General features: G+C 70.4%; 16 protein-coding genes. 5 read left to right on the top strand and 11 right to left on the bottom strand.

All coding sequences use genetic code 11. The annotated features are described in order from the left end of the window. Nucleotides 1–1,236: 1,236 nt before the first annotated feature. The 3 genes from HH310_RS30355 to HH310_RS30345 form a co-directional block, all read right to left on the bottom strand. Nucleotides 1,237–11,865, bottom strand: a complete 10,629-nt coding sequence (locus HH310_RS30355) for a DUF11 domain-containing protein (protein WP_169179123.1) — start codon at nucleotides 11,863–11,865, stop codon at nucleotides 1,237–1,239. Nucleotides 11,866–12,732: 867 nt separating this feature from the next. Beyond that, the gene (locus HH310_RS30350; protein WP_169179122.1) at nucleotides 12,733–13,155 is read right to left on the bottom strand and encodes a cobalamin biosynthesis protein; all 423 of its coding nucleotides are present in this window, start codon (nucleotides 13,153–13,155) and stop codon (nucleotides 12,733–12,735) included. Between the two features lie 275 nt (nucleotides 13,156–13,430). After that, nucleotides 13,431–14,744 carry an MFS transporter gene (locus HH310_RS30345; protein ID WP_312034413.1) on the bottom strand — a complete coding sequence of 438 codons (1,314 nt, stop codon included), beginning with the start codon at nucleotides 14,742–14,744 and terminating at the stop codon, nucleotides 13,431–13,433. Nucleotides 14,745–14,831: 87 nt separating this feature from the next. On the opposite strand from HH310_RS30345, the gene HH310_RS30340 reads away from it, so the two are divergent. After that, complete coding sequence (locus HH310_RS30340) at nucleotides 14,832–15,776, top strand: LysR family transcriptional regulator (protein ID WP_169179121.1); 945 nt, start codon at nucleotides 14,832–14,834, stop codon at nucleotides 15,774–15,776. On the opposite strand, the gene HH310_RS30335 is transcribed toward HH310_RS30340, so the two are convergent. Together HH310_RS30335 and HH310_RS30330 are read right to left on the bottom strand one after the other, a co-directional pair. Continuing rightward, nucleotides 15,733–16,131, bottom strand: coding sequence for a dienelactone hydrolase family protein (locus tag HH310_RS30335; protein WP_169179120.1), 399 nt, complete (start codon nucleotides 16,129–16,131; stop codon nucleotides 15,733–15,735). The genes HH310_RS30340 and HH310_RS30335 overlap by 44 nt on opposite strands. Nucleotides 16,132–16,136: 5 nt before the next feature. Then, complete coding sequence (locus tag HH310_RS30330) at nucleotides 16,137–16,913, bottom strand: TetR/AcrR family transcriptional regulator C-terminal domain-containing protein (RefSeq protein WP_169179119.1); 777 nt, start codon at nucleotides 16,911–16,913, stop codon at nucleotides 16,137–16,139. A 70-nt stretch (nucleotides 16,914–16,983) separates the two neighbouring features. Between HH310_RS30330 and HH310_RS30325 the strand changes: the two genes are divergently transcribed. Both HH310_RS30325 and HH310_RS30320 read left to right on the top strand, forming a co-directional pair. Continuing rightward, nucleotides 16,984–17,913 (top strand): ATP-binding cassette domain-containing protein, encoded by a 930-nt coding sequence (locus HH310_RS30325; protein ID WP_169179118.1) that lies wholly within the window; start codon nucleotides 16,984–16,986, stop codon nucleotides 17,911–17,913. Beyond that, nucleotides 17,910–18,677: an ABC transporter permease gene (locus HH310_RS30320; RefSeq protein WP_169179117.1), complete on the top strand. Its 768-nt coding sequence runs from the start codon at nucleotides 17,910–17,912 to the stop codon at nucleotides 18,675–18,677. Before HH310_RS30325 ends, HH310_RS30320 begins: the two co-directional genes overlap by 4 nt. Here the strand turns inward: HH310_RS30320 and HH310_RS30315 are convergent. From HH310_RS30315 to HH310_RS30305, 3 genes are read right to left on the bottom strand one after another with little or no spacing between them, the layout of a single operon-like run. Beyond that, nucleotides 18,674–19,141, bottom strand: coding sequence for a hypothetical protein (locus HH310_RS30315; protein WP_169179116.1), 468 nt, complete (start codon nucleotides 19,139–19,141; stop codon nucleotides 18,674–18,676). The two genes, HH310_RS30320 and HH310_RS30315, sit on opposite strands and share 4 nt — an antisense overlap. Nucleotides 19,142–19,163: 22 nt before the next feature. After that, the gene (locus tag HH310_RS30310) at nucleotides 19,164–20,144 is read right to left on the bottom strand and encodes a zinc-binding dehydrogenase (RefSeq protein ID WP_169179115.1); all 981 of its coding nucleotides are present in this window, start codon (nucleotides 20,142–20,144) and stop codon (nucleotides 19,164–19,166) included. A 37-nt stretch (nucleotides 20,145–20,181) separates the two neighbouring features. Continuing rightward, entirely contained in the window at nucleotides 20,182–21,147 is a 966-nt protein-coding gene (locus HH310_RS30305; RefSeq protein ID WP_169179114.1) for an RNA polymerase subunit sigma-70, read from the bottom strand. A gap of 217 nt (nucleotides 21,148–21,364) precedes the next feature. Between HH310_RS30305 and HH310_RS30300 the strand changes: the two genes are divergently transcribed. After that, entirely contained in the window at nucleotides 21,365–22,366 is a 1,002-nt protein-coding gene (locus HH310_RS30300; protein WP_169179113.1) for an NAD(P)H-dependent glycerol-3-phosphate dehydrogenase, read from the top strand. 68 nt (nucleotides 22,367–22,434) lie between these two features. Here HH310_RS30300 and HH310_RS30295 read toward each other — a convergent pair whose 3' ends face one another. Both HH310_RS30295 and HH310_RS30290 read right to left on the bottom strand, forming a co-directional pair. Further along, nucleotides 22,435–22,827 carry a VOC family protein gene (locus tag HH310_RS30295; RefSeq protein WP_169179112.1) on the bottom strand — a complete coding sequence of 131 codons (393 nt, stop codon included), beginning with the start codon at nucleotides 22,825–22,827 and terminating at the stop codon, nucleotides 22,435–22,437. Between the two features lie 1,029 nt (nucleotides 22,828–23,856). Further along, a complete protein-coding gene (locus tag HH310_RS30290; protein WP_211192788.1) occupies nucleotides 23,857–24,303 on the bottom strand; it encodes a hypothetical protein in 447 nt (148 codons plus the stop codon). Between the two features lie 245 nt (nucleotides 24,304–24,548). On the opposite strand from HH310_RS30290, the gene HH310_RS30285 reads away from it, so the two are divergent. After that, nucleotides 24,549–24,842 (top strand): hypothetical protein, encoded by a 294-nt coding sequence (locus HH310_RS30285; protein ID WP_169179111.1) that lies wholly within the window; start codon nucleotides 24,549–24,551, stop codon nucleotides 24,840–24,842. A 4-nt stretch (nucleotides 24,843–24,846) separates the two neighbouring features. Here the strand turns inward: HH310_RS30285 and HH310_RS30280 are convergent, their stop codons facing one another. Beyond that, nucleotides 24,847–25,692: an NAD(P)H-binding protein gene (locus HH310_RS30280; RefSeq protein ID WP_169179110.1), complete on the bottom strand. Its 846-nt coding sequence runs from the start codon at nucleotides 25,690–25,692 to the stop codon at nucleotides 24,847–24,849. Nucleotides 25,693–25,940: the final 248 nt, after the last annotated feature.

Below are 25,940 nucleotides of genomic sequence, written 5' to 3'. Positions count from 1 at the left end.
TCGCCGCGATGCTGCGGGAGTCGCGGTTCGAGTTCGAGCGGCCGCTGACCGGCATGGAGATCGAGCTCAACCTCATCGACAACGGGGCCGACCCGGCGATGCGCAACTCCGAGGTGCTGAACGCGATCGCCGACCCGGATTTCCAGACCGAGCTGGGCCAGTTCAACATCGAGATCAACGTGCCGCCGCGCCGGCTGGCCGGCGACGAGAACGCGGATCTCGAGCGGACGCTGCGCGCGAGCCTGAACCACGCGGAGAAGCGGGCCCGCGAGGTCGGCGCCCATACCGTGATGATCGGGATATTACCGACATTACGCCGCGAGCACATGACCGAAGACGCACTGAGCGTCAATCCCCGGTACAAGCTGCTGAACGAGCAGATCTTCGCGGCCCGCGGCGAGGATCTGGACATCCGGATCGACGGGGTGGACCGGCTCGCGGTCACCACCGACACGATCGCGCCCGAGTCCGCCTGCACCAGCACCCAGTTCCACCTGCAGGTCAGCCCCGCGCAGTTCGCCGCGTACTGGAATGCCGCCCAGGTCATCGCGGGCGTCCAGGTGGCGCTCGGCTCGAACTCGCCGCTGCTGTTCGGCCGCGAGTTGTGGCGCGAGACCCGCATCCCGCTGTTCGAGCAGGCCACCGACACCCGGTCGGAGGAGATCAGGGCGCAGGGCGTACGGCCGCGGGTGTGGTTCGGGGAACGCTGGATCACGAGCGTGTTCGACCTGTTCGAGGAGAACGTCCGCTACTTCCCGGCGCTGCTGCCGATCTGTGACGACGCCGACCCGACCGACATCCTGGAACGCGGCGAGATCCCTGAGCTGGGCGAGCTGCGGCTGCACAACGGCACGGTCTACCGCTGGAACCGGCCGATCTACGCGGTGGTCAAGGGCCGGCCGCATCTGCGGGTGGAGAACCGGGTGTTGCCAGCCGGTCCGACGGTCATCGACACGATGGCCAACGCGGCGTTCTACTACGGCCTGATCCGCACGCTCGCGGACGCCGAGCGCCCGTTGTGGACGCAGATGAGCTTCAGCGCCGCCGAGGAGAATTTCCACACCTGCGCCCGGCACGGCATCGAGGCCAGCGTGTTCTGGCCGGGCCTGGGCTACATCCAGGTGACCGAGCTGGTGCTGCGGCGGTTGCTGCCGCTCGCGCACGCCGGGCTGGACAAGTGGGGTGTCTCGCCGGCCGAGCGGGACCGGCTGCTCGGGGTGATCGAGCAGCGCTGCCTCACTCACCGCAACGGTGCCGCCTGGCAGGTGCAGACCTTGCATGCCGTGGAGGCCGACGGGTACGACCGACGCGAAGCGCTCCACGAAATGCTTCGGCGATACCTTCCGCTGATGCATGAGAACCGGCCCGTGCACGAGTGGCCGTACCCGGCCTGAGCCCCCGCTCGCGGGCCAGCGTGACGGTCGTGAAGCCGACGACCATCATGATCATCGAGAGCAGGGCGAGGCCGGTGATCTGCGCACCGGTCTTGGCGAGCCGGCCGCCCGCGTTGTTGGTGCCGCCGCCGGTGCCGCTGGTGTCGCCGCCCGACCCACTCGATCCGTCATTATCCGGATTTGTCCCGTTATCGGAGGCGGCGGCCAGCACCAACGGGATGTCCACCGCGTTGTCCGAGGTGTTGCCGTCCGCGCTGCTGGTCGACACGGTCACCCGCATGAGGTGGGTGCCGGCCTTCGCGCCCGAGCCCACCTTGAGGGTCAGCCACAGCTCGCTTCCGGACAGCGCCGCCGAGTCGGGCGCCTCGCAGGCCACCTCGTTGGCCGCGCCCGAGGCCACGCCGGTGCACGTGGTGTCCACCATGGTCGTCTCGGCGGCCAGCGCCTGCACCTCGGCGTTCGAGTCGTCGATCAGGACGGTCGCCTTCGCCACCCAGACGTCCTCCGGCGGCGCGATCGTGAAGGCCACGTTGTCGGCGATCAGGGTGCCGTCGTTGGCGTACGGGACCTTGACCACCAGCCCGTCCTCACCCAGCTTGATGGGAACCGTCGCTCCCCCGTACGAGATGGCCAGGTTGACGGCGTGCCGGCCGACCTCGAATCCGGGGATCGCCACGTCGTCGTCGCCACCGCAGGTGTAGTCGAACTTCGGGGTGCCGGTGGCCAGCGCACCGTCCAGGCAGCCGTCCGAGACCTGGTCGCCGGGCTTGGCGTCGTCGTCGACCACGATCGGCACCTCGAGGTTCACCGACTCCCCCGCGGGCACGGTGACCTTGCAGATCACGATGCTCGCCTTCGCGCCCTCGACGCAGCCGGCCGGCAGGGTGCCGTGCTTCGTGCCGGGCGGGACGACCACCACCATCTCGTACGGTTTCGCGTCGCCCGGACCGGAGTTCACGATGTGGATCGGCAGGACCGCGGTGTCGCCGGACGCGGGCTTGGCCGGCGACGGGGAGCCGATGGTGACGCTGACCGTGTACGCCGGGGTGTCCGTGGTCACCAGCGTGCCGGACGCGGTGAGCCGGTCGGTGGCGTCGTCCGCGTCGGCCAGCACGATGCCGGTGGCCTTCCACGCGGTGCCCGCGCTCACCCCGGAACCGACGGCCACATCGATCGTCAACGTACGCGGCGTGTCCGCCGCCAGATCGACGCCGGTGCACCGGATCTGGGTGCTCGTCACGGTGCAGGACGCGTCCGCCATCGACGCGCCGGTCACCTTGATGCCGGTGGGCAGCGCGCTCAACGGGACGGTCAGCGTGAGGTTGTCGTGGTCCACCGTGGCCGAGATGGTCACGCTCGTGGTCGCCGGCTCGCCCGGTTTCGCCACGACGGTGCCGAGCTGCACCGCGCCGGTCCTGCTCAGCGGCTGGTCGACCGGCGTGTCGCCGACCGCGACGTCGGCCGGGTCGCCGCAGGTCTTGTCGGTCCCGGCGGATACACAGCCGTCGGAGAGGGTGTCGCCGTCCTGGGCGTCGCCGTCCACCTCCAGCGGCACGACCCATTCCAGGCTGGTCGCCGGGTCCACGTCGTACGTGCAGTTCAGTTGGGTGTCGCTGGTGCGCGTGCAGTCCTTCGCGACCTGGCCGGACAATGCTCCGAACTTCGTGTGGGTGGGCGCGTTGATCGTCGCGGTGCGGCCGGTGGCGACCGACGGGCCGGCGTTGGCGACGCTGATCCGCAACGTGGTGGTGTCGCCGGGCGCGACGCTGCCGGACGGGCCGGTGACGGTGAACGAGACCGGCGCCACCGGGGCACCGGGGGTGATGAGATCCGCCGTGCCGGTCACGGTCGCGTTGCCGGCGACCACCGTGACGGTGGGCCGCCAGGTCACCGACGACGTCGCGTTCGCCGGCGTCCGCACGGTGATCTTCACGGGCGTGTCGCCGCCACTTTCCACGGTGACTCCCGTGCACTTCACCTCGGTGGCGGTCTTCGAGCATTGCGAGCCGGTCGGTCCGGACGCTCCGACGTAGGTGAATCCGGCCGGCAGCCCGGTCAGCGGCACCGTGACGGTGGCGCCGGTGATCTTCGTCGGCGAGGTGACCACGACGCCGCCGGTCCCGTTGGCGCCGGGGGCCGGGTGGTCCGGCGCGCCGGTCACCACGATCGTGTCGGCGGCCGGCCGGAACAGCTGGATGTCCGGGATCGGCGCGTCCGAGGACCGGCAGTCCGACCCGAGGCCGGTGCGCACGCACCCGCCGGTCAGCGGCTTGGCCGGGTCCGCGCCGGCGGCGGCCTCGAAGGTGATCGGGAACTGGGTGCGCGCGTTCCCGCCGACGTCCACGGTGCAGTCCAGCCGGATGTCCGAGACCTTCGCGCACATCTGCCCGGTGGTGCCGGTCTGCGCCGGGAACGTGACGCCGTCCGGCGCGACGATCGAGAACTGCTGGGCGCCGGCGAACGACGTGCCGCCGTTGGTCAGCTTGACACCGATGGTGCCGGTGCCGCCCGCGTGCACCGTCCCGGCCGAGGGCACGTCGGCCACCTCGGCCGTGACCGCGATGTCCGCGGCGCCGATGACGGCGGCGTTCGTGAGCCTCTTGTGCAGCGTCTGCTTCCCGTCGGTGGCGGTGATCGCGGGCGACCAGCCGTCGCCGGGGTGCGCCGCCGGTTTGACCGCGACGTCGAGCGTGATGAGCGTGGCCCCGCCGGCCGGGACGCTCAGGCCGGAACAGGTGACGTCGCCGGTGCCGAGCACACACGTGCCGCTGCCGGCGCGTGCCCCGGTGACGGTCATGCCGGGCGGCAGGTCGTCGAACGGGATCGTCACGCTGATGCCGTTCTGCACGTGGGTGGCCGCGACCTTGACGGCGACCGTGCCGGACCGGCCCGGCGTGATCTCGGCCGGGTCCGCGGACAGCGTGACGGCCTGCACGAACGTCGGGGTCAGCGCGATGTCGGGCAGCGTGATGTCGCCGGTCCCGCACCCGTCGCGGTCCTTGTCGACGCACCCGCCGGTGACCGGCCTGGCCGGGTCGGCGCTCGCCGGGACCTGGATCGGCAGGTTCCACTTCACCGTGGCACCGTTGGCGAGGCTGAACTTGCAGTCGAACACGGTGTTGCCGACCGCGACGCATCCGGCCGGCGGCGGCGAGCCGAACAGGGTGCCGTCCGGGGCCTTCACGCGGGTGGTGACGTCGGTGGCGTCGGACGGGCCGGCGTTGCCCACCGTCACCGCCATGGTCACCGTGTCACCGGGCTTGACCGTGCCGGTGACCGCGGCCGGCGCGTAGGTGATGGTGGACTCCGGCGCGCCGCTGGTGATCAGTACGCCGCTGGCCTGCACCGGGCTGCCGGAGCTGTCCGCGAGCGTCACGATCGGCGTCCAGGTGACCCCGGCGGCGATGTCGGGATCCGCGGCGACGGTCACGGTGACCACATGGTGCGATCCGGATTGGACGGTGACCGCGGTACACGAGATCTTTCCGGTCCACGTGCACTGCGAGCCGGTTCCCGCGGTCACGTTCGTGACGCGCATCTTCGCCGGCAGCGCGTTCGCACCGGTGGTGGGGATCGTCAGCGACGCGTTGGTGAACGTCTGATCCGCGACGGCGAGCACCCGGCCGGTGCCGGTGCGGCCGGGGACCACCGTGCCGCCCTCGACGCTCAGGTCGACGTGATCGGCGAACGTCTTGCCGAGCTGGATCGTGATCTTGACCGGATCGTTGCCGTTGCAGACGTTGTTGCCGTCGTTGTCGATGCAGCCGCCGCCCAGGGTGCTGCCGGGGTCGGCGTTGTCGGCCACCTTCAGGCCCAGGTCGAAGACCACGTCGCCGGGCGGCACGTTGAGCGTGCACGTGACCAGCACGTCCGAGGCCCGCTGGCAGTAGCCGGCGGCGTCACCGGTCAGCGCGGTGAACGTGCTGTTGGCCGGCGCCCGGAAGGCGTACGTGGCACCGACCTTGGTGGACGGCCCGGTGTTGTGCAGCGTGACCGTCACGACGGCGGTGTCGCCGGCCAGCACCTTGCCCGGCGGCGGCACGGCGACGCTCGCCGTGACCGTGGCGTCCGGCGGGTTGACCGTGACCACGTCCGGGCGCAGCTGGGTGGAGTCCTTGACCGTGCTGCCGGCCATCTCGGCGATGGTCACCGCGGGCGACCAGGTCTTGGCCGCGGTGATCGGCGCGGCGGTCAGATCCAGCGCGAGGATGAGCGTCTTGCCGCCCTGGAAGTCCACCGGCGTACAGGTGATGGTGTTCGCGGTGTTGTCGACGTTGCAGGTGGTGCTGCCGATCTTGGCGGTGGTGATCACCAGCCCGGCCGGCCGGTCGCTGGTGTCGATCGTGACCAGCAGGCCGGGGCGCAGGGCGTTGGCGCTGAGGTCGACCTCGGCGGTGGCGGTGCGGCCCGGCGTGATCGTCTCGACCGCGCCCGGCACCTCGCTGATCACCTGCGGCAGCGGCACCCGCAGCACGAACTTGGGCAACGCCACGTCGGGCGCGGAGGTGCTACAGGTCGCGTCGCCGTTGAAGTCGAGACAACCGCCGTCGATCGTGCCGCCGGCCGTGCTGGGCACCACGATCGGCAGGGTGAGCGGGCCGACCGTCCCGTTGTTGGCCGGCACGGTGACCGTGCAGGTCAGGGTGGTCGGCGTCCGGGTCGGGCACAGCGACAAGGTGGTTCCGCTGAGCGCGCCGAAGGTGGTGCCGGCCGGGGCGCGCAGCGTCACCGGGATCGAGGGCGCCGGGTCGGTGCCGGTGTTCTTGATGGTGGCGGTGATCGTGCCGGTGCCGCCGGGCAGCACGACGTCGTCGGCCTGCGCGGTGGTGGTCGCCGTCAGGTGGTACTGCGGCGCGGACGTATGGACCAGCACCCCGCCGCCGGTGACCGACTCGCCGGGGTTCGCCCCGGTCACCGTGATGGCGCTGCTCGCCCAGGTGATCGGCTGGCTCACCTGGGCGACCGCGACGTTCAGCGTGACGGTGATGTCGCCCGGCGCGGCCAGGGTGATGTTGTCGCAGTCGATCGTCGTGGTGACCGTGCAGGGGGTGTTGTTCGCGGTCGCCCCGCTCACCCCGATCTCGGCCGGCTTGCCGGTCAGCGGGATGCTGACGTCCAAGGTCTGCGCGGTGGTCGAGTGCACGACGACCGCCGCGGTGCCGCTGCTGTTCGAACCGATCGTGCCGGGCTGCGTGGTGATCGAGATCTGCCGGTCGAACGGGGTGCCGACCGTGATCGCCGGCAGCGCGAAGTCCGGCGGGGTGGCGCAGTAGCTGTCGTTGTTGATGTCCACACAGCCGCCGGCCAGCGCGGCGCCCGGGTCCGCGGTGCCGCTGACCTGGACCGGGACGGACGTCGTGACGGTGGCGCCGGGGGCGAAGTCGTCGGTGCAGATGAGCCGGCGCGACGACGCCGGGTCCGCCACACAGTTCCCCGGCAGGGTGCCGAAGCTGACGCCGGCCGGGACCATCACGCCGTACTTGACGCCGGACGCCTTCGACGGTCCACTGTGCTGCACCGTGACGGAGTAGGTCCCGGTGCCGCCCGGCAGAATCGTGGCGGGGCTCAGCGTCGCGCCGGGCGTCAGTGTGTAGGAGGGCGCGCCGGTGGTGGCCATCGGACGGTCCACCTGGATGGAGTCCGAGGCGTCACTGACCTTGATGCCCTGCGCGGTCCACGTCAGGGACGTGGGCGCGTCTGGGTCCGCGGTCACGGTCACGCTCAGCACGGTGGTCGTCTTGTCCGCGATCGACGCGATCGTGCACGTCCAGTCGGTCGAGCTCACCGGCGGCGGGGTGCAGCTCGCGCCGCTGATCGCGGTGACGTGCATCTTGCCCGGCAGGTCGCCGGTCGGCACCACCACGGTGACGCCGCTGAGCGCGCCGTTGGTGGCGGTGACCTTGAGCTGCGCGGTGCCCGATGCGCCCGGGGTGACGGTGGCCGGGGTGGTGGTCACGGTCGCCCGCCGCGCGAGCGGGACCTTCAGCACGATCGGGTCGATGACCTCGTCGTCCGGGCCTTTGCAGTCGCCGCCGTCGAGGTTGACGCATCCGTTGCCGAGCGGGGTGAAGGGGTCGGCGTCGTCCGGGATGTGCACCTTGAAGCTCAGGACCGGGCCGGGTCCCACCGAGGCGGGCACGTTGACCGAGCAGGTGGCGAGGGCCGGGAGGGTGATGGCGCAGCCGCTCGGCACCGTGACGAAGGTGGTGCCGTCCGGCGCCTTCACGGTGAACTTCGTGGTCGGCGAGTCGGACGGCCCGGCGTTGTCGACGCGCACCGTGAACGTCGCGTCGTCGCCGGCCGACACCGTGCCCGCCGCCGGAACGCCGTCGGTGACGGTGATCGAGGTCCGCGGCGCGAGGACGGTGGCGAGGTCACCGGCTTCGGCGGCGGTCTCGGTGGCCGTCTTCGCGGTCATGCCGCTGGTGGTCCACGTGCTCTGCGGCGCGTTCGGCGGCGCGGTCATGCCGATCGAGATCACCTTCGGCGTGTTCGCCGCGAGGGTGATGCCGGTGCACTGGATCTGTCCGTTCCAGGTGCAGGTGCTGCCCGGGACGGTCGCCGAGCCGACCGTGATGCTTCCGTCCTTGCCCGTGTACGGGATGGTGACGGCGAGCCCGGTCTCGGCCGTCGTCGAGGTCAGCGTCACGGTGGCGGTGCTGGTGGTCGGGTCGCCGGGGACGATCCCGGCCGGGTCGGTGACCACGGTCAGGCGCTTGGACAACGGCGTACCGAGGGTGATCTGGATGTTGCGATCGGAGGCCGCGGTGCACGCGCCGTCGCTGTTCAGGTCGACACACCCGGAGATGGGCTGCCCGGCCGGCGCCGACGCGTCGATCCGGATCGGCAGGTTGAGCGTCACCTGCTGCTGGTAGGCCAGGTCGAGCGTGCACTGCGCCCGCGTGTCGTCGGGCAGCATCACCGTGCAGTAGCTGGACGTCGGCGGGGCGAGCGCGGTGAAATGCGCACCCGCCGGGGCCAGCACGGTGATCTTGGCGTTGTTCGCGTCGGACGGTCCGTTGTTGTTGTCGACGGTGACCTGCAGGGTGCTGGTGCCGCCGGGCAGCAGCGTCGTCGCGGGCGGCAGCGTCACGGTCGCGCCGAGTTTGTAGGCGGGCGGCCCGACGTCGGCGAGGTCCAGCGACGTCTGCGTCGAAGCGCCGGCCGCGGCGGCGGTGATGGCCGGGTTCCAGCTGCCCTGCGGCGCGTCCGAGGTCGCGGCCACGGTCATCGTGATGTCGGCGGTCTGACCGTCCGCCAGCGACAGCGGGCCACATTGCACGGTGGTGGTCACGACGCAGGGGGTGGTGACGCCGCCGACGGTCACGGTGGCGCCCGGGCCGACGCTGACCCCGGCCGGGATCGGGCTCAGCGGGACCGTCACGGTCAGCCCGCTGAGCGCGCCGTGCGCGGCCGTGACGTGCAGCGTCGCGGTGCCGTTCGAGCCCGGTGTCACCGCGGCCGGGTCGGCGGCGAAGGTCAGCCGGGACGCGAACGGCCACTTCAGCTTGATGTCCGGGATGACCGCGTCGTCCGCGCCCAGGCAGCCGGCCACGCCGTCGGTGTTGACGCAGCCGCCGGTGAGTTTCGTGTCCGGGCCGGCCGACGCGGGGACGCTCACCGGCAGCGTGACGGTGCTGGTCGACTGGCCGACGCCGGCGGTCACCTTACAGGTGAGCACGCTGCCCACCCGGGTCGGGCAGAGCGCCACGGCGGCCGGGTCGGTGAGCGTGCCGAACGTCGTACCAATCGGCGGGGTGACCGTGACGGTGGCGTTGGTCGCGGCGGACGGGCCCTGGTTCGTGATCGTCATCCCGACGTTCGCGGTCTGGCCGGGCTCGACGGTGTTGTCCGGCGGCACCGTGACGACGGCGGTCAGCCGCGCGGCCGGCGCCGTGGTGGTCGCCAGCTTGCCGTCGCTCACGTCCTTCTCGACCCCCGACATCACGGTGATGCCGTTCGCCGTCCAGGTGGCCGGCTGGGTCGTCGGGCCCAGCGAGATGAGGATGGACACGTCCTTCGGCTGGCCCGCGGTCAGGCTGATCCCGGTGCAGGTGATCGGCGGGCCGATCGAACAGACCGGGCCGCCCGCCACGCTCGCCGAGAGCGGGGTGAAGCCGGCCGGCAGGTCGGTGGTCGGGACGGTGAGGTTCAGGCCGGTCTCGTCCTGAGCGGACGTCAGCCGTACCTTGGCGGTCCCGGTCGTGCCCGGCGTGATCGTGGCGGGGACGGTGTCCACGGTGAGCCTGGTCTCGAGCGCGGTGCGCAAGGTGAACGCGGGCAGACTCGGGTCGGTCCCGCCGCATCCCGCGACCCCGTCGGTGCTGACGCAGCCTCCGGTGATCGGCTGGGTGGTGTCGGCGGCCGCCGACACCGTGAGCGGCAGCGTCAGGGTGACCCCCGGATCGCCGGCGTTGAGCGGGGTCGCGCAGGTCAGCGTGGTGCTGGTCTGCGTCGGGCAGACGGCCGTCGAGACGCCGGTCGGCTGGGCGAACGTGGTGTTCGGCGGCGCGACCACCACGAACGAGGCGCCCGGCGCGTTGGACGGCCCCTGGTCGTACACCCGGACCGTCATGCTGGTCGTCTGCCCGGGGCTCACCTTGCCGTCCGGTGGTGCGGTCGCGCTGATCCCCAACGCGTACGACGGCTTCGGGGTGATCAGCGTGCCGGAGACCGTGCCGCTCGACCCGCCGCCGGCCGAGGTGACCGCCCCCGTCCAGGGCGCCGTGACCGCCGGGCCGAGGGTGACCGGGATGGTGACGGTGACGAAGCCCTTGGCCGGCACGGTGACGCCGGTGCATCCGGTCGCGGTGCATGTCCCGCCGCCGGAGGTGGTGACCGGTCCGACGGTGTATCCGGCGGGCGCCGCGGGCAGCGTGATCGTGGTGCCGGTGGCGTTGGTGGCACCCACGTTGGCGACCTTCACCTGCTGGGTCACCTGCGGTCCACCCGGGACGGCGTCCATCCCGGTGAAGCTGACGCCGCTGTCCAGGTTGACGTCGGGGTCGGTGATGGTGATGAGGTTCCCGCTGGTGCTGAGGTTGGCGCTGCTGTTGAGGGTGGCGGTGGCGGTGGTGACGTTGACGGTCGAGCCCACCGCGGTAAGGGGTCCGGCGGCGACGTCGAAGTCGACCGAGACGGTGCCGCCGGCGGGCACGTTCACGTTCGGGCAGGTGATCGTGCTCGTGCCGGTGCAGAGGTTGCCGCCAACCTTCACCGAATTGACCTGTACGCCGGTGGGCAGCGCGCTTCGAGCAATGGTGATCGTGGTGTTCGCCGCGTCGGACGGGCCGTTGTTGGTGATCGTGACCTTCGCGGTGCCGTTCTTGCCGGCCTGCAGTTGCAGCGGCACCACGTTGAGCGCGCCGCCGGTGCTCAACGGCGGGCTGGCGGTGACCAGCGTGCCGGTGCCGGTCTGGCTGATCGTGCCGCCGGCGCCCGCGACCGGCGTGCTGACCACGGTGATCCCGCCCGTGCCGGAGGCCCAGTTGGCGGCGGCCACGCCGGTGGCGTTGGCGTTGAGGGTGACCGGCAGGGAGACCTTCACGCTGCCGCCGGCCGGGACGGTGACCCCGCTGCAGGTGGTGACCTGGGCGGCGTTCTTGGTGCAGGTGCCGCCGCCGGTGACGGTGGGGGTGCCGAGGGTGTAGCCGGACGGGGGCGCCGGGATCGTGATGACCGTGTTCGGGGTGCCGACCTCGCCGATGTTGCTGACGGTGACGGTCGGGGTGCCGCTCTGGCCGGGGCTCAGCGTCGCCCCGTCGACGACGACGTTGCCGTATTTGACATAGCCCTTGCAGGTCGACGTGGCGATGTTGACGGTGCCGCTGGCGATGATGCTGAGCGCGTTGAGCAGGTCGACGTCCACGGCGCCGACCCGGTAGGTCAGCAGCCCAGTGTTCGAATCCCAGGTGAGAGTCCGGTGGTCGACGGTCGCGGTAAGGAGACCGGGGACATCGACCGCGACGTTCACGTCCGGGTTGACCGCCAGGTTGCTCACCTTGAGCGCGGCGACGTCGGTGAACGAGGAGATACCCGACGGCGTGAGGTCACAGGAAGTCTTGATAGCGCCGACGCTGGTCACGGCGCCGAGCAGATTGAGGTTGGCGACGCTCGCGTCCGCGTGGCTGCCGCCGCCGGCCGGCGAGTTCGCGTTGAGCGTGATGACGCCGGCCGACGCGAGCTGTCCGAGACCGAGGATGTTGAGGACGTTGGTCTGCGGGTTCTGCGTTGTCAGAGAACCCGGCCAGGCGCTCGGGCTGGCCGGGACACCGACGTTCAGCGTCACTCCGCTGTTCTGCCCCAGGATGGGCAGCTGCAGAAGCTTGACGGTTGCCCGGATGCCGTCGGCCGAGCTGCCGAGCAGGCTTACCGCCATCGCCCACTGCGGCGGCGCCGACATGGTCAGGACGAGGACGACCGCCACCAGCAGGGCCAGCCGCCGGACGGGATGAAACCGGAGGACCACCACAAGTTAGATTCAAGTGCCATCGACACCCAAAAATCCTGCTTTTTCAGAATGTCTTAGCTTTCCCGCGCAGCATTCCCAAAGCACACTCCCAGCACTTCAGAAACAGCCGCAACATGGAAAACGCAAAACGGCCCGCGCATTCCCCTTTAAATGCTTCCCGCCCCAGTAATCCAACGCGTTTCCTCGAATACCGTTCATTGCTTGTACTCGGTCGGGCGCCGGCGCCTTGTCATTCCCCGCCAAATCTGGTGCAAACCTCGCAGCCGCGGGTCTCACAGACGCACAGCGGATCACCCCGTCACAACTCGCAGCCATCCAGAGAGGGCCCTGGCTACAAGGCCATGACAGTTCGGCCCATCCGGATCTTCAGTGACGGCGACCGGCCGCGCCCGCCACCCCTCCCCGCGTAACCGAACACGGCCAGGCGCGTCCGGAACGATGTCCGACATTTCCCGTGATCAGCTGAATTGCTGGACTATTCACCCAGCCAGCGGCCCGCAGCTGCTTCCATTCCGTGGGACGGACGGCCATCTACTGAGACCGTCGACCGCATCCTGGACCTGGCGTCCGGAATGTGGGACCTGCCTCCATTGTGGATGGAGCTTTTGTCCCACAAAGTGGCTTTCGTCCAGCAGCCTTTCGGGGCCGGATGTGAACCTTGGAAAGTTATGGCTCGTATGTGGGCGCAACTCGCCAAGGTTCACCAAAAGTCCACGATGTGACTGCGTTGTCCACATAGCGGGAACGCACCCGTCAGCCCGTCGCCGCGCCCGCCACGCGGCTCGTACCCGTCAGCGCATCGCCGCAACCGCCACGCGGCACGTACCCGTCAGCGCATCGCCGCAACCGCCACGCGGCACGTACCCGTCAGCGCATCGCCGCAACCGCGACGGTGACGCCCGGAAAAACCCGCTTCGGGACGGTGAGCCGGCTTCCGCTTCCGGCTGCGGCCAGCGCGGCGGCCTCAGCGACGCTCGCGGTCCCCACGGCGGCATGCACGGTAGCGCTGGGGTGGGGCACATCCTGACGCCCGAGCTCGACGGCATCCAGCGGCACGAGCTCCCAGCCTTTCTCCCGCGCCATTTCCCGTACGCCACGCTCCGCCGCACGCCGCTCGATGGTCGCGAGGATGCGCACGTCGGCGTCCACCAGCCCGGCTTCCCGCAGAACCGTGTCCACGGCCGACCGCAGATCCCCCACCGAGACTCCGCGGCGCGCACCCACCCCGACGACAAACACGCCCCGATCCTCCCAGCCCAGCACCCGCACCACCGCCACCGCCACCGCCACCGGAAAAACGAACGCTCGTTCTCGGACTCCCGACCCGCGCCCACGGCCAACAGCCGCAAAACGAACGCTCGTTCTCGGACATCCGGCCGGCGTTCATGGGCGACAGCCCAAAAACGAATGCTCGTTCTTGAACATCGGCCCGCGCAAGGCGACGGCCTAAAACGAACGCTCGTTCTCCGAACGCCCGATGCCAACGCCAACAGCGCCGGAAAACGAACGCTCGTTCGACAACACCGAGCTCGGCATCTACGCCGACACCCCCGGAAAACGAGCGCTCATTCGCGGACGCCCCCGCTCGCATCCGCCCCCACCTGCGAGGCCGCCCGCGAAGACGTGACGGCGGCGGCAGGCGCCCCGGCCCCCAGCAACTCGCGGCGGCGCGGCAACAACAGCGGAGTCGCCAGAATCAGCAAACCGGCCACCACCAAAGCGGTGCGCGGACTCGTCCAGCTCGCCAGCACCCCGCCCAACGCGCTACAAACCGCGATCGACGCGCTGCTGCTGATCGACCAGGCCGTCAGCGTGCGCGCGATGCGATCCGGCGGCGTCTGCTCCAGGCGGTACGTCACGAACACCGGGTTGTAGAGGCTCATGCAGGCGATGATCGCGAACTCCACCAGCATCACGGTGAGCAGGCCCACGACGCCGGGCCGGACGAACGCCAGGCCGATCAGCCACACCGCTCGAAGCGTGCCGACCACCAGCAGGATCCGGTCCCGGCCGAACCGGGCGACGACCCGCCGCGCCAGCCGGGAGCCGATGAAGCCGCCGACGCACGGCGCCGCGAAGGCGAGCCCGAACTGCCACGGCGGGAACCCGAGCCGGCCCAGCATCAGCACCGCCAGCAACGGCTCGGTCGCCATGATGAGGCCGCTGGTCAGGAGGTGGTTGAGGAAGAACGGCCGCAGAGCGCGATGCGTGAGCAGATGCCGCCAGCCGTCGAGCACGTCACCGAACCGGAGACGACTCCCGGCGGCGCGCACCGGGCGATGCTCGTCCCGCCGCCGGATAGCGGTGATGCCGAGCGCCGACAACAAATAGCTGACCGCGTCCGCGACCACCGTCGTCACCGGCCCGAAAAGCCCGACGGCCGCGCCCCCCAACGGCGGCCCGACCGCGATCGAACTCCACGTCGTCGATTCGAAGCGCGCATTCGCCACGAGCAATTGCGACGGCGGGACCAGCTCCTTCACAAACGCACCACTGGCCGCGTTGAACGCGATCTTCGCCGCCGCCACCACGGCCGAAACGACGAGTAGTTGGACGAAACTGAGCAGGCCGAAGGCGTACGCGCAAGGAATTGTCATCATCGCCGCGAACCGCACCAGATCCATGGTGATCATCACGGGGCGTTTGCGGCGGAATTCCACCCACGGGCCGAGCGGTAACGCGATGAGCGCGCCCACGGCCGGCCCGATCGCGGAAAGCGCCGACACCTGGGCCGGACCGGAATGCAGCACGAGCACGGCGATGAGCGGGAACGCGCCGAAGCCGAGCCCGGAACCGTACGCACTGATCGCGTACGACGTCCACAACCATCGGAAGTGCCGGCCCATCCCCGCCCCCTCGACCCGCCGAGTCGCAAGCACGAGATCCAAGCAGGGGCCGGCCCGGCGGATCAAACAACGGAAACGGCGGCGGGTCACAACCGTCCGTTGTGTGGAAAGGTCGCCCGGGTGGACCTCGAGGCCGTACGCACGTTCGTCGCCGCCGCCGGAACCGGCCAGTTCCAGGACGCCGCCGCCACCCTGTCGGTCACCCAGCAGGCCGTCTCCAAGCGCATCGCCGCATTGGAGAAAGATTTGGCCGTACGCCTGTTCACCCGCACCCCGCGCGGTGTGGTGCTCACGATCGACGGCCAGGCGTTCCTGCCCCATGCCCGGGAGTTGCTGCGGGTCGCCGATCGGGCCGATGCCTCGGTGCGTCCGGGCCGGCGCGCGCTCCGCGTCGACGTCGTCAACCGGCGGATCGCGTCCGCCATCCTGCTGCAGGATTTCTATCGGGCACATCCGGCGATCGAGCTGGACGTCGTCACGCTCGCGGGTGACGTGGACGCCGCGATCGCCGCCGTCGAGTCCGGGACGATCGACGCGACCTTCCACGCCGTACGGGTCCCCGGAACGCATCTGCCGGACCACATCACCTGGGTGCGGGTCATCGACGAGCCGCACGAGATTCTCGTCGGCCCGCGGCACCCGTTCGCGAATGCCGCGTCGGTCAGTCCGGCGCAACTTGCCGGGCATCGCATCTGGATGCCCGGCATGGCGGCCGGCACGGAATGGGCCGACTACTACGCGGAACTGGCCGGCGCGTTCGGGCTGACCATCGACGTGGTGGGCCCGGTGTTCGGCAACGAATCCCTGCTGGAGGAGATCGCCGATTCGGCCGAATTGGCGACGTTCGTGGGTGCCGGCTCGCGTTACCTGTGGCCGGACAGTTACGACCTGCGGCGCGTTCCGGTGCGCGACCCGTCGCCGATCTATCCGCTGTCGCTGATCTGGCGCGACGACAATCCGCATCCCGCGTTGGGGAAACTGTGCCGGTACAGCCGGTCGCGTCGCGCCGATCTGCGGGATGTCACGGTGTGGACGCCGTCATGGTCTCCGCCAGAAACCGTGTGATCGCATCGAACGAACGCGTATCGGCCCGCTCGTCGTAGGCAACCCCGGGTGTCGAGCCGGCGACCGCGTCGCGATGGGTGAAACCGTGCTGGGCTCCCCCGTACACAATCAATTGCCAATCGGCCCCGGCCGCCGTCATCTCCTCACTGAACGCATTGACCTGCGTCATCGGTACGTGCGGATCCAGCGCACCGTGACACACCAGGATTTTGGGTTGCACCGGCCCGGTCGTCGCTTTCGTCTCCAGGGTGCCGTGCACGCTGACCGCCGCGGCCAGGGGCACACCCGAGCGGGCTAGGGTCAGCGCCGCCATGCCGCCGAAGCAGAATCCGATCGCCGCGTGACGGTCCGCCACCGTCGCTATTTTTCGGAATCGCCCGTCTGGCGGGAAATCAGCGACTCCACGCCGTCCAGCAGCCGCTCCAACCCGAACGCGAACGCCCGCGCCGGATCCGCCGCGGCCTGATATTCCTCGCCGGCCGCCGCACCCACCCGCGCCGCCGTCGGATGACGGGCCGGATCAAAGACCTTTTCCAGTACGGGCGCGGCCCGCTCCCACCATTGTTCGTCGCTGAGCCCGGTCGCCTGCGCCACCAAGGTAGCCCCCACGGCGCCGCGCACCGCCCCGTGCACGTAGTCGGTCACCATCTGCACGATCAGGTCCATCTCCAGATCGGACAGTCCGACGCCGTCGACCGCGCGCAGCTCGTAGTCGTACTTCGCGAGCAGGTTCGGTCCCAGCGGTGGGCGGGTGGTCGCGACCTGCAGCATCCACGGGTGGCGCAGGTAGAGCTCCCAGTTCGACCGGGCGACCAGCGTGAGCCGGGCCCGCCAGCCGCCCGGCACGTCGGCGGGCATCGGCATCTCGGTGCAGACCGTGTCCAGCATCAGGTCGATGAGCTCGGCCTTGCCCGGCACGTACGTATACAGCGACATCGCCTGCACGCCCAGCCGCTCGGCCACCCGCCGCATCGACAGCGCGCCGAGCCCGTCGATGTCGGCGAGCGCGATCGCGGCGGCCGCCACGTCGTCCACCGAGAAGCGGGGCTTGGGCCCGCGGCGGGGACGCTCCTGCACCCGCCACAGCAGTTCGATGCTGCGCACGGGGTCGCCGGCGCCGCTGAAGTCCGTCGTCACGGTGCCAGCATCTCACTCTTTACAGCGTACGGAGTAATGTGGTTAACTCCGTACGGCGTAAGGAGAAGCGATGATTATGGTGGAGCAACTGACCCGCCGGTTCGGTGCGGTTGCCGCTCTCGACGGGTTCGACCTGGTGGTGCCGCCCGGCACGGTGCACGGCCTGCTCGGAGCGAACGGCGCGGGCAAGACCACCGCGATCCGGGTGCTGACCACGCTGCTGCGTCCGAGCTCCGGCCACGCGCGGGTCGCCGGGCACGACGTCGCGCGGCATCCGGAGCGGGTGCGCGCCCGGATCGGCCTGGTCGGCCAGCACGCCGCCGTCGACGAGGAGCTGGACGGCCGGCAGAACCTCGAGATGTTCGGCCGCCTGCACCATCTCGGTACGCGACCGGCCCGCGCCCGGGCCACCGAGCTGCTGGAGCGTTTCGACCTGCCGGACAAGCCGGTCCGCCAGTATTCCGGAGGCATGCGCCGCCGCCTCGACCTCGCGGCCGGCCTGATCATCAGTCCCGCCGTGTTGTTCCTCGACGAGCCCACCACCGGCCTGGACCCGCGCGCCCGCACCGAGGTGTGGTCCGCGATCCGCCGCCTGGTCGCCAACGGCACGACGGTCCTGCTCACCACTCAGTACCTGGACGAGGCCGACCAGCTCGCCGACCACATCACGGTGATCGCCGCGGGCCGCACGCTCGCGACCGGCACCACGGACGCCCTCAAGCGCCGCCTCGGCGACGACCACCTGGATGTGGTGATCCGCGACCCATTGTGTCTCACAGACGCGGCGCACTTGCTCGCCGCGTTCGGTCCCGTGCGGATCAACAAAGATCAACGACAGATCACCCTTCCCGTACGCGACCGCGTGGCGGCCCTGACCGGCGCGGCTCGCGCCTTGCAGGACAACGGGATCGACGCCGCCGACATAGCGCTGCGACAGCCCACTTTGGACGAGGTGTTCCTGCATCTCACGGCGGGTTCCGAGGAAAGGACTCCGGCATGACCACGGCGTACTGGATGGCCTCGGACAGCTGGACCCTCACCCGCCGCACCCTGCTGCACTGGCGCAACCAACCGGCGCAGTTGCTGCTGGGCCTGCTGTTCCCGGTGATGATCCTGCTGATGTTCGGCTACCTGTTCGGCGGCGCGATCGCGATCCCCGGCGGCGGCGACTACCACGAATACCTGCTGCCCGGCGTGTTCACGCTGACGATGGCCTTCGGCATCGAGACCACGTATACGGCCGTCGCCACGGACGCCACCCGCGGCGTGACCGACCGCTTCCGCACGATGCCGATCGCGGCCGGCGCCGTGGTGACCGGCCGCAGCATCGCCGACATGCTGAACGCCGCCGTCGGCCTGCTGGTGCTGCTGGCCTGCGGCCTGGCGATGGGCTGGCGCTGGCACAACGGATTCGCTTCCGCGCTGGCCGCGGTGGGTCTGCTGCTCCTGCTGCGGTTCGCCCTGCTGTGGCTGGGAATGTGGCTGGCCCTCGCGGCGGGCCGCCCGGAGACGTTGATGGCGTTACAGATCCTGGTCTGGCCCCTGGCGTTCCTGTCGAGCGTGTTCACCCCGCCGTCGACGATGCCCGGCTGGCTGGGCGCGATCGCCGACGGGAACCCGCTGTCCGCGACGGCCGGGGCGACGCGCGCGTTGTTCGGCAACCCGGGCGCCGACCAGCCGGTGTGGCTGGCCGTCGCGTGGCCGCTGGCGCTGCTGGCCGTCTTCGTCCCGCTGGCGGTCCACCGCTACCGCCGCCTGACCTAACCCGTTTGGACGCCCGGGGTCCATCCGGAGACGTCACACAGCCGGCCGCGCCACAGGCAGGGCTCCTCGCCCGTACGGTCCGGGGAGTGGATCCGGGCGTTGCGCAGATGGATGTAGCGCGTCGGTGCCATCAGCGCGTTGTGCTGGCGCTGGGTCACCTCGCCACCGACGTCGCGCAGCTTGATCGCGCCGTGTGCCAGGTCGGACTGTTCCTTCACGTGCTCGGCCATGCCGGTGTAGAAGGCGTCCTGGTGCTCGTTCAGCTCGCTGACCTCGAGGAACCACTGCCACTGCGGGATCAGCTCGCCGGCGACCAGCAGCCCGTGAACGGTCAGACTCAACGGCACGCCCGGGTCGACCGGATCGGTGAGGCGGTCCATCTGCGCCACGTACGTGCCGAGCACCGAGTCGGGCTCGTTCCAGTCGGAATGAGCCGGCCTGGCGCTCACCATCACATCGGTCACGACCCTGACTTTAGGCCAGGTTTCAGGGCTGCAGGGCCAGCTTGCCGACGGTGGCCCGGGCTTCCAGCTCGGCGAGCGCCTGGGGCCCGTCGGCCAGCGGGTAGACGGTGGGCCGGGCCGGGCGCAGCACCCCGGACCCGATGAGGCCGGCCATCTCGCCCACAAGCTCGCCGAACAGGTGCGGCGCGGCCTGGATCAGCACCCCGATGTTCAGGCCGATCACGTGGATCTGATGCCGGTACACCAGGTCCCAGTTGCTGATCCTGGCTTCCCCGCCGGCCAGGCCGTAGACGACAACCCGGCCGGTGACCCGCTTGGCCGCGCCCAGGCTGGCGTCGAGGGTGCTGCCGCCCGCCGACTCCAGGACCAGGTCGGCGCCCGCGCCCCCGGTCAGCCGCCGGACCGCCGCGGCAACACCGGCCGCACGGGAGTCGAGGACATGGTCGGCGCCCTGTGCCCGGACGACCTCGTGTTTGCCCGGCGAGGCCGTGGCGATCACGGTGGCGCCGTAGTGTTTGGCGATCCGCACCGCGGCCTGCCCGGTCGCGCCGGCAGCCGCGTGGATCAGCACGGTCTGTCCCGCGGTGACGCCGCCCAGGGTCCGGAGCGCGGCCAGCGCGGTCGGCCAGTTCACCACCAGGCCCAGCGCCTCCCGATCGGCCCAGCCCGCCGGCACCGGGACCGCGGCGGCCGCGGGCAGCAGCATGTACTCGGCGAAGGCACCGCCGGCCATCCCCGCGCCGATCACGTGCATGCCGGGCCGCAGTCCGGACACGCCGGCGCCGACCGCGGTGATCTCACCCGCGCCCTCGATGCCCGCCAGATACGGCGGCCGCGGACCGCCCGCGAACGTGCCGCGAGCCTGCGAGATGTCGACGAAGTTGACGCCGGCGGCACCGACCCGGACCAGCACCTCCCCCGGGCCCGGGGCCGGCATCGGCGCGTCGGCGATCAGGTGCAGATCTTGCGGGCCGTCGAGGGAGGTCTGCTGCAGGGCGCGCATGGCAATCGGTTTCCTTCGCTCGGGTGGTCGGAGTCGCCTACCCAGGAAGACCCGGCGGGACCGGCAAAGGAATCGCTTGCCCGAAGAAGGAGAGAAGTGCGGGATCCCCGAAGGACGAGATCCGGCGGATGCCCGCGTCCGTCACGGTCAGCACGCAGATCCCGTACGGCTGATCGTGCCGGTAGACGATCGCGGCGGGCTGCCCGTTGGCGCTGGTCGCGAGCATGCGCCAGTCGCCGGGCTCGCCCAGGAGGTGGTCGCGGAGGAACGGCACGCAGACATCGCGACCGGCGAACCACGTACGCGACGGGGTCGCCTCCAGAGTCGCATCCGCCACCAGGAGGCGCTCGAGCGCCGCGATGTCGGCCTTCTCGAACGCCGCGATGTACTGGTCGAGGAGCGCGCGTGCCCGCGGCGCGGCCGGTTCGGTGAGGTGGCCGTTGGCCAGATTCAGTTCCTCGAACCGTGCCCGAGCCCGCTGCAGCGCACTCTTGACCGACGCCGTCGTGGTGCCGAGCATGCCCGCGACCTCGGCGGCCGGGAACGCCAGCACGTCGCGCAGCAGCAGCACCGCCCGCTGCCTCGGCGGAAGGAACTGCAAGCTGGCCACGACCGCCAGCCGCAGGCCCTCGCGCGCGGCGACGATGTCCGCGGGATCCAGCACCATCGCATCGGGCGCGGGCTGCAGCCAGCGCACCTGCGGTCCCGCTTCGTGCACGTACGCGTCGGGATCGCGCTCGGCATCGAAAACCCCCGACGGCAGCACCCGCCGGCGCTGCCCCGCCAGTTCGGTAAGGCACCGGTTGGTGGCGATCTGGTAGAGCCACGTGCGGACCGAGGAGCGCCCCTCGAACGCGCCGTACGACCGCCAGGCCCGCAAGAAGGTCTCCTGAACCACGTCCTCGGCATCCTGGATCGAGCCGAGCATGCGGTAGCAGTGCGCCGTCAACTCGCGCCGGAACGGCTCGGCCGCGTCGACGAATGCGGAGCTGTGGTCGGCCACGACCCCTATTGAAACATCGTCGTCACGCCCACCCGGCTGTTCCTGCCGCTGCCGAACGTTCCGTCCGCATCGCGCACGGCCCACAACCGGTCGCCGGCCAAACCGCGTTCACCGACGTCGGCGGCCGGCGGAACCTCGCGGATGGAGGGCAGCCACCGGGTGTCCTACCGCCGTATTGTCAACACGCCTGACTGTTCGGCGCCGGGGAAGGGGAACCATGCGGATCACGGTACTGGGCGCGGGTTCGTGGGGTACCACCGTCGCGTCCGTCCTGACCCGCCGGGACCATGAATCGCTTGTCTGGGCGCGCGATCCGGCCGCGGCCGGCGAGATCAATGACAAGCACACCAACGAGCGTTATCTCGACGGCTTCCCGCTGCCGGATCGGCTTCGTGCCACCGCGGACCTCTCCGAGGCGGCGGCCCACGCCGAACTGCTCGTCGTCGGCGTGCCCACCGGGGCGTTCCGCGCCACCTTGGAGCGGGTACGGCCGGACCTGCACCCCTGGATCCCGGTGGTGAGCCTCAGCAAGGGTCTGGAGCGCGACTCACTGCTGCGGATGACCGAAGTCATCAAAGACGTGCTCCCGGGACATCCCGCCGCCGCGCTCACCGGCCCCAACCTCGCCAAGGAGATCATGGCGGGCATGGCGGCGGCCACCGTGATCGCGACCGAGGACCTCACCGTGGCGGCCGAGATCCAGCGAGTGTTCCGCCGGGGCTTGCTGCGCGTTTACACCAACCACGACGTGATCGGCTGCGAGGTCGGCGGCGCGCTGAAGAACGTCGTGGCGATCGCGACAGGCATAGCCCAGGGCCTCGGCGTCGGCGACAACACCCGGGCCGGGGTGATCTCCCGCGGGCTGGCCGAGCTGACCACGCTGGCGGTCGCGATGGGCGGCGAGCCGCGCACGCTAGCCGGCCTGGCCGGGATGGGCGACCTGGTGGCGACGTGCATCAGCCCGCACAGCCGCAACCGGCACGTCGGCGAGCAACTCGGCCGCGGGCGCAGCCTGGACGCCATCCTCGCCGAGATGGGCCAGGTCGCCGAGGGCGTCAAGACCGTCCACGCCGCGGTGCGCCTGGCCGACCGGCACGGCCTTGCCATGCCCATCACCCGCACGATCCACCGTGTCGTCACCGGCGACATCACGGCCGAGCGGGCGTACGAGGGCTTGTTGCGCACGCACCCCGCCGGACACGAGTCCGAGCCCGGCTGACCAGGAGTCCGAACCCGCCTGATCACGCCCGTTCGAGCCCGGCTGACCACGAGTGCCAGCCCCGCCGATCACGCTGGTCCGAGAAGGTCCCAATGATTTCCCGAAATATCGGCAAAAACCGCGACCCGGCCGTACGGCTCAGCACGGGCCGGGCCGACGAACATGACGCCCGCGGCAGCCATCCGCCGGTACGCGGCGTCGAAGTCGTCGACGCGCAGGAAGAAGCCGACCCGGCCGGCCGTCTGGTTGCCGGCGGCAGCGCGTTGTTGTTCCCCGTCGGCGCGAGCCAGCAGAATCCCCGTCTGCGCCCCCGGCGGCCGAACGACCACCCACCGCTTGGGTTCCCCACCGCCGGTCGACGCGGGTGAGTCCTCCACAAGCTCGAAGCCGAGCGCTTCGGTGAAGAACGCGATCGCCGGGTCGTACTCCTCGACAATCAGCGCCACGAGATCAATCTGCACGCCGGCAGTCTAGAGACCGTTCAGGTGCCGCGCCCGAATCCGCGTCGTCGCCATCCCCAACCGCACCGGGCCGACGCTGACCGGCTAGGACGCCGTGCTGGCCCATCCCCGGGTCGCGGGAGTCCAAAGCGTCGAGCTCGCCAGGCCGCAGCCGACCCCCCGACAGCGTGCTGCTCACGCCTCCGCAACAGCCGTCACCCCGCCCAGACCATCGCCATCATGCCACGGCCACCATCGCACCCACGGCCACCGCCGCCATGCCACCACGGCCACACCCACCGCCACCGAGCCGCACACGTCTCGAGGTCGACACGCGCCTCGTCCATCGATCCCATGATGCGGACGATCCCGATCACATTCTGGGCTTACTGGAGACCTTGGAGAGTTACGCCCATATGCGAGCCATAAGTTGCCAAGGTCTACAAAACGTCCGGGAAACCGGCCGGACAAAAACCGTAAAAGTGTCGGAACGATGCTCTACTGTGGATCGGCGTCTCACATCGCGGGCTTGGTATCCATGATGTGGTCGGCAGTCCCGCGTAATGGGCGCGCGTCCCACATTGTGGAGCTTCGCGGGCGGCGGGCGCCTGTTGACCATGGGCGCCAGCAGGCTCAGTTCGACTACGTGGTCGAGCCCTCAAAGCCGGCACGATTTGTCCCGCCTCAGACGTGCCGCGCTGGATCGGCGGGTATCCCGCGGGCCTGCTGTAGGTCGACTATCCCCATCCCGGTAGGAGCGGCGATAGATCCTCGAGCGCCGCACCCGGGCGTCTCGGCGTGCGCGTCCCGCCGCCGTCGTCGTGCCAGCGCCGGCCGTACTGGTCGGGCAGATCGGCCCATCCGCGGTACGCCATCGGCACCGCGGGCGCGATCCCGATCTGCTCGATGCACTCAGCGGCGACGCTTTACAGATGCGTCCAGTTGTCGCCGAGGTCGAGCGCCTAGGCGAACTGCTCGGCCGGCTACGACCGGCTCAGGGCGGGCGGTGACGTCGCCGATCGTCCCTTCCGGATCGCTGAGACGTGCTGCTCAGGCGGACAGCAGGCGGCGGACCGCGGCGCGGGCCGCGAGCAGTGCGACGATCAGCAGGGTGACCGACACGAAGCCGCCCAGGCTCACCGCGTCGCCGAAGACGAGGTCGACCAGTTCCAGGACGACGAATTTGCTGCCGGCCGCCACCACCCACAGCGTCACGGCGGCGATCACCTTGCCCGGTCGGGTCGTGGCGGCGCGCATTCCGCTCACGATCCGCTGTTTCAGGATCAGCACGAGTTCCAGGGCAAGCTTGAGCAGCACGGCGGTGAGCAGCGAGAGGGTGAAGCCTTCGCTGATCACGGACGGAACGTATTCGACAGCCAGGTTCAGGATCACCACGTAGACGAAGACATCCACCACGTCCTCGGGTCCGCCGAGCGGCCATCGGCGTACGGGGACCTCGGCGCCCGGCGGCGAAGCCGTGCCGTCAGCTCGGGTCATGGGGGTGAGTGTGAACCATGCTCGACGGTCTCGCGACAGACGCGCCCGACAACCCATCCGGAGCGTCCCGCGTCTAAAGAGCAGAGCATCGACCATCTGACGGGAGTGGTGATGAATGACAGTTCCGATGCGGCGTACCTCGCGTACGTTGTTCAGCTCGGCGCCCGAGCGTACGGGGAACCGCCGGGTTTAGTTTCGGGTGGCTGTACGTGCTGGCGTCGTCCCCGGACGACCAGAGTTACCGGGTGTACCGATTCGATGCGGTGAGCGGCACCTGGCAGATCGTCGCCGACCGGATGAACGTGGCACAGTTGGCGGCGGCCGGCATCGTCCCGAACTTCGGCCAGGACCTGCCCAAGGTCTGGGCGGGGCGGACGCCGTTCGCGTTGCCGCGGCACATGCCGTCGGTCCATGACGGGGTCGACGCGTACGTGGTCAAGGCGGTGAGCGACGACGTGCACGTGGTGGCCGGCACCGCGATGAGCAGCCGCGCCGACCCCGACGTTCCGTTCCTGCCGATCATCTGGCGCTGCCGATAGCGGCTCAGGCGAAGTCCGCGCGGTGGTCGCGCGCCCACTGTTCGAGGGTGCGGCCGCTTTGTCCGGTGAGGTCACGCACGCCGGGGCGGACCTCGTCGGGCGCGGCGACCGTGTCCGACCAGTAGGCGAGCAGCATCGCGATGATGTCCTCCGGGATGAACGGCGACACGTCGGCACGGAACTCGTCCGGGCTGATCTCCAGCAGACGGATGTCCCGCCCGATGCCCGTGGCGATCGCGGCGACCTGCTCGACGCGGGTGAGCGACTGCGGGCCGGTCAGCGCATAGGTCCGGCCGCCGTGGCCGTCCCGGGTGAGGACCGCGGCCGCGACGTCCGCGACGTCCTTCTCGTGAATGGGCGCCTGGGCGGAGTTGACGTAGGGTGCCCGGACCGGCGCTCCGGCCTTGATGGTCCACGCCCACGAGAGCAGATTGTTCGCGAAGGTGCCCGGCCGCAAAACCGTCCATTCCCCCGTACGGGATGTCACCGCCCGTTCGATCGCCAGATGGTGCGTGTAACTGGCCGAGCCGATGTCCCGGGGAAACTCGCCGGCCGCGGCGAGCGACGACAGCACCACGAACCTGCGTACGCCGGCGGCCACCGCGGCGGTGACCACCTCGTCGACGCCGTGCGCGAAGGGGAAGACGAACATCCGGTCCACGCCGTCGAACAGCTCCGCGCCGATCGACGACGGGCCGGCGAGGTCCGCGCCCACCACCTCGACCCCCGCGGCTAATCGCGCGTCCCCCGGTTTACGGCTCGTCGCCCGCACCCGCTCGCCGCGCTCCACGAGGCTCGCCGCCAGATGCCGGCCGACCGCACCGGTCGCACCCGTAATCAGAATCGTCATGACCTGCCTGTCCTGTTCGCGCCGCCGGGCCGGCGGCGCGGCCCACACACGACACTAGGAGCCCATCAGGCCAGTTCCTGTCCTCAATAGAGATCGACGAACGGCCGCCCGATCGGCCTAGACTAATGCCAAGGCGCCTGGTGACTACCTCTACTGGCAGGAGCACCTGCATTGTGGCGCACAGGCGCAGACGACCGGACTTGCCTGGTCGACGCTGGCGCGCCGGATCGAACGAGGTTCGCTGGAGC

The organism is Actinoplanes sp. TBRC 11911, from assembly GCF_012933445.1.
GTDB lineage: Bacteria > Actinomycetota > Actinomycetes > Mycobacteriales > Micromonosporaceae > Actinoplanes.
Note: the sequence above shows the minus strand (reverse complement) of the source record. Positions and strands in the feature narration are given on the sequence as shown.

What these genes read in the sequence shown, in the direction of transcription:
- HH310_RS30280 (WP_169179110.1), bottom strand. Translation starts at nt 25,692, where the DNA reads ATGACGATTCTGATTACGGGTGCGACCGGTGCGGTCGGCCGGCATCTG.
- HH310_RS30300 (WP_169179113.1), top strand. Translation starts at nt 21,365, where the DNA reads ATGCGGATCACGGTACTGGGCGCGGGTTCGTGGGGTACCACCGTCGCG.
- HH310_RS30290 (WP_211192788.1), bottom strand. Translation starts at nt 24,303, where the DNA reads ATGACCCGAGCTGACGGCACGGCTTCGCCGCCGGGCGCCGAGGTCCCC.
- HH310_RS30320 (WP_169179117.1), top strand. Translation starts at nt 17,910, where the DNA reads ATGACCACGGCGTACTGGATGGCCTCGGACAGCTGGACCCTCACCCGC.
- HH310_RS30325 (WP_169179118.1), top strand. Translation starts at nt 16,984, where the DNA reads ATGATTATGGTGGAGCAACTGACCCGCCGGTTCGGTGCGGTTGCCGCT.
- HH310_RS30310 (WP_169179115.1), bottom strand. Translation starts at nt 20,144, where the DNA reads ATGCGCGCCCTGCAGCAGACCTCCCTCGACGGCCCGCAAGATCTGCAC.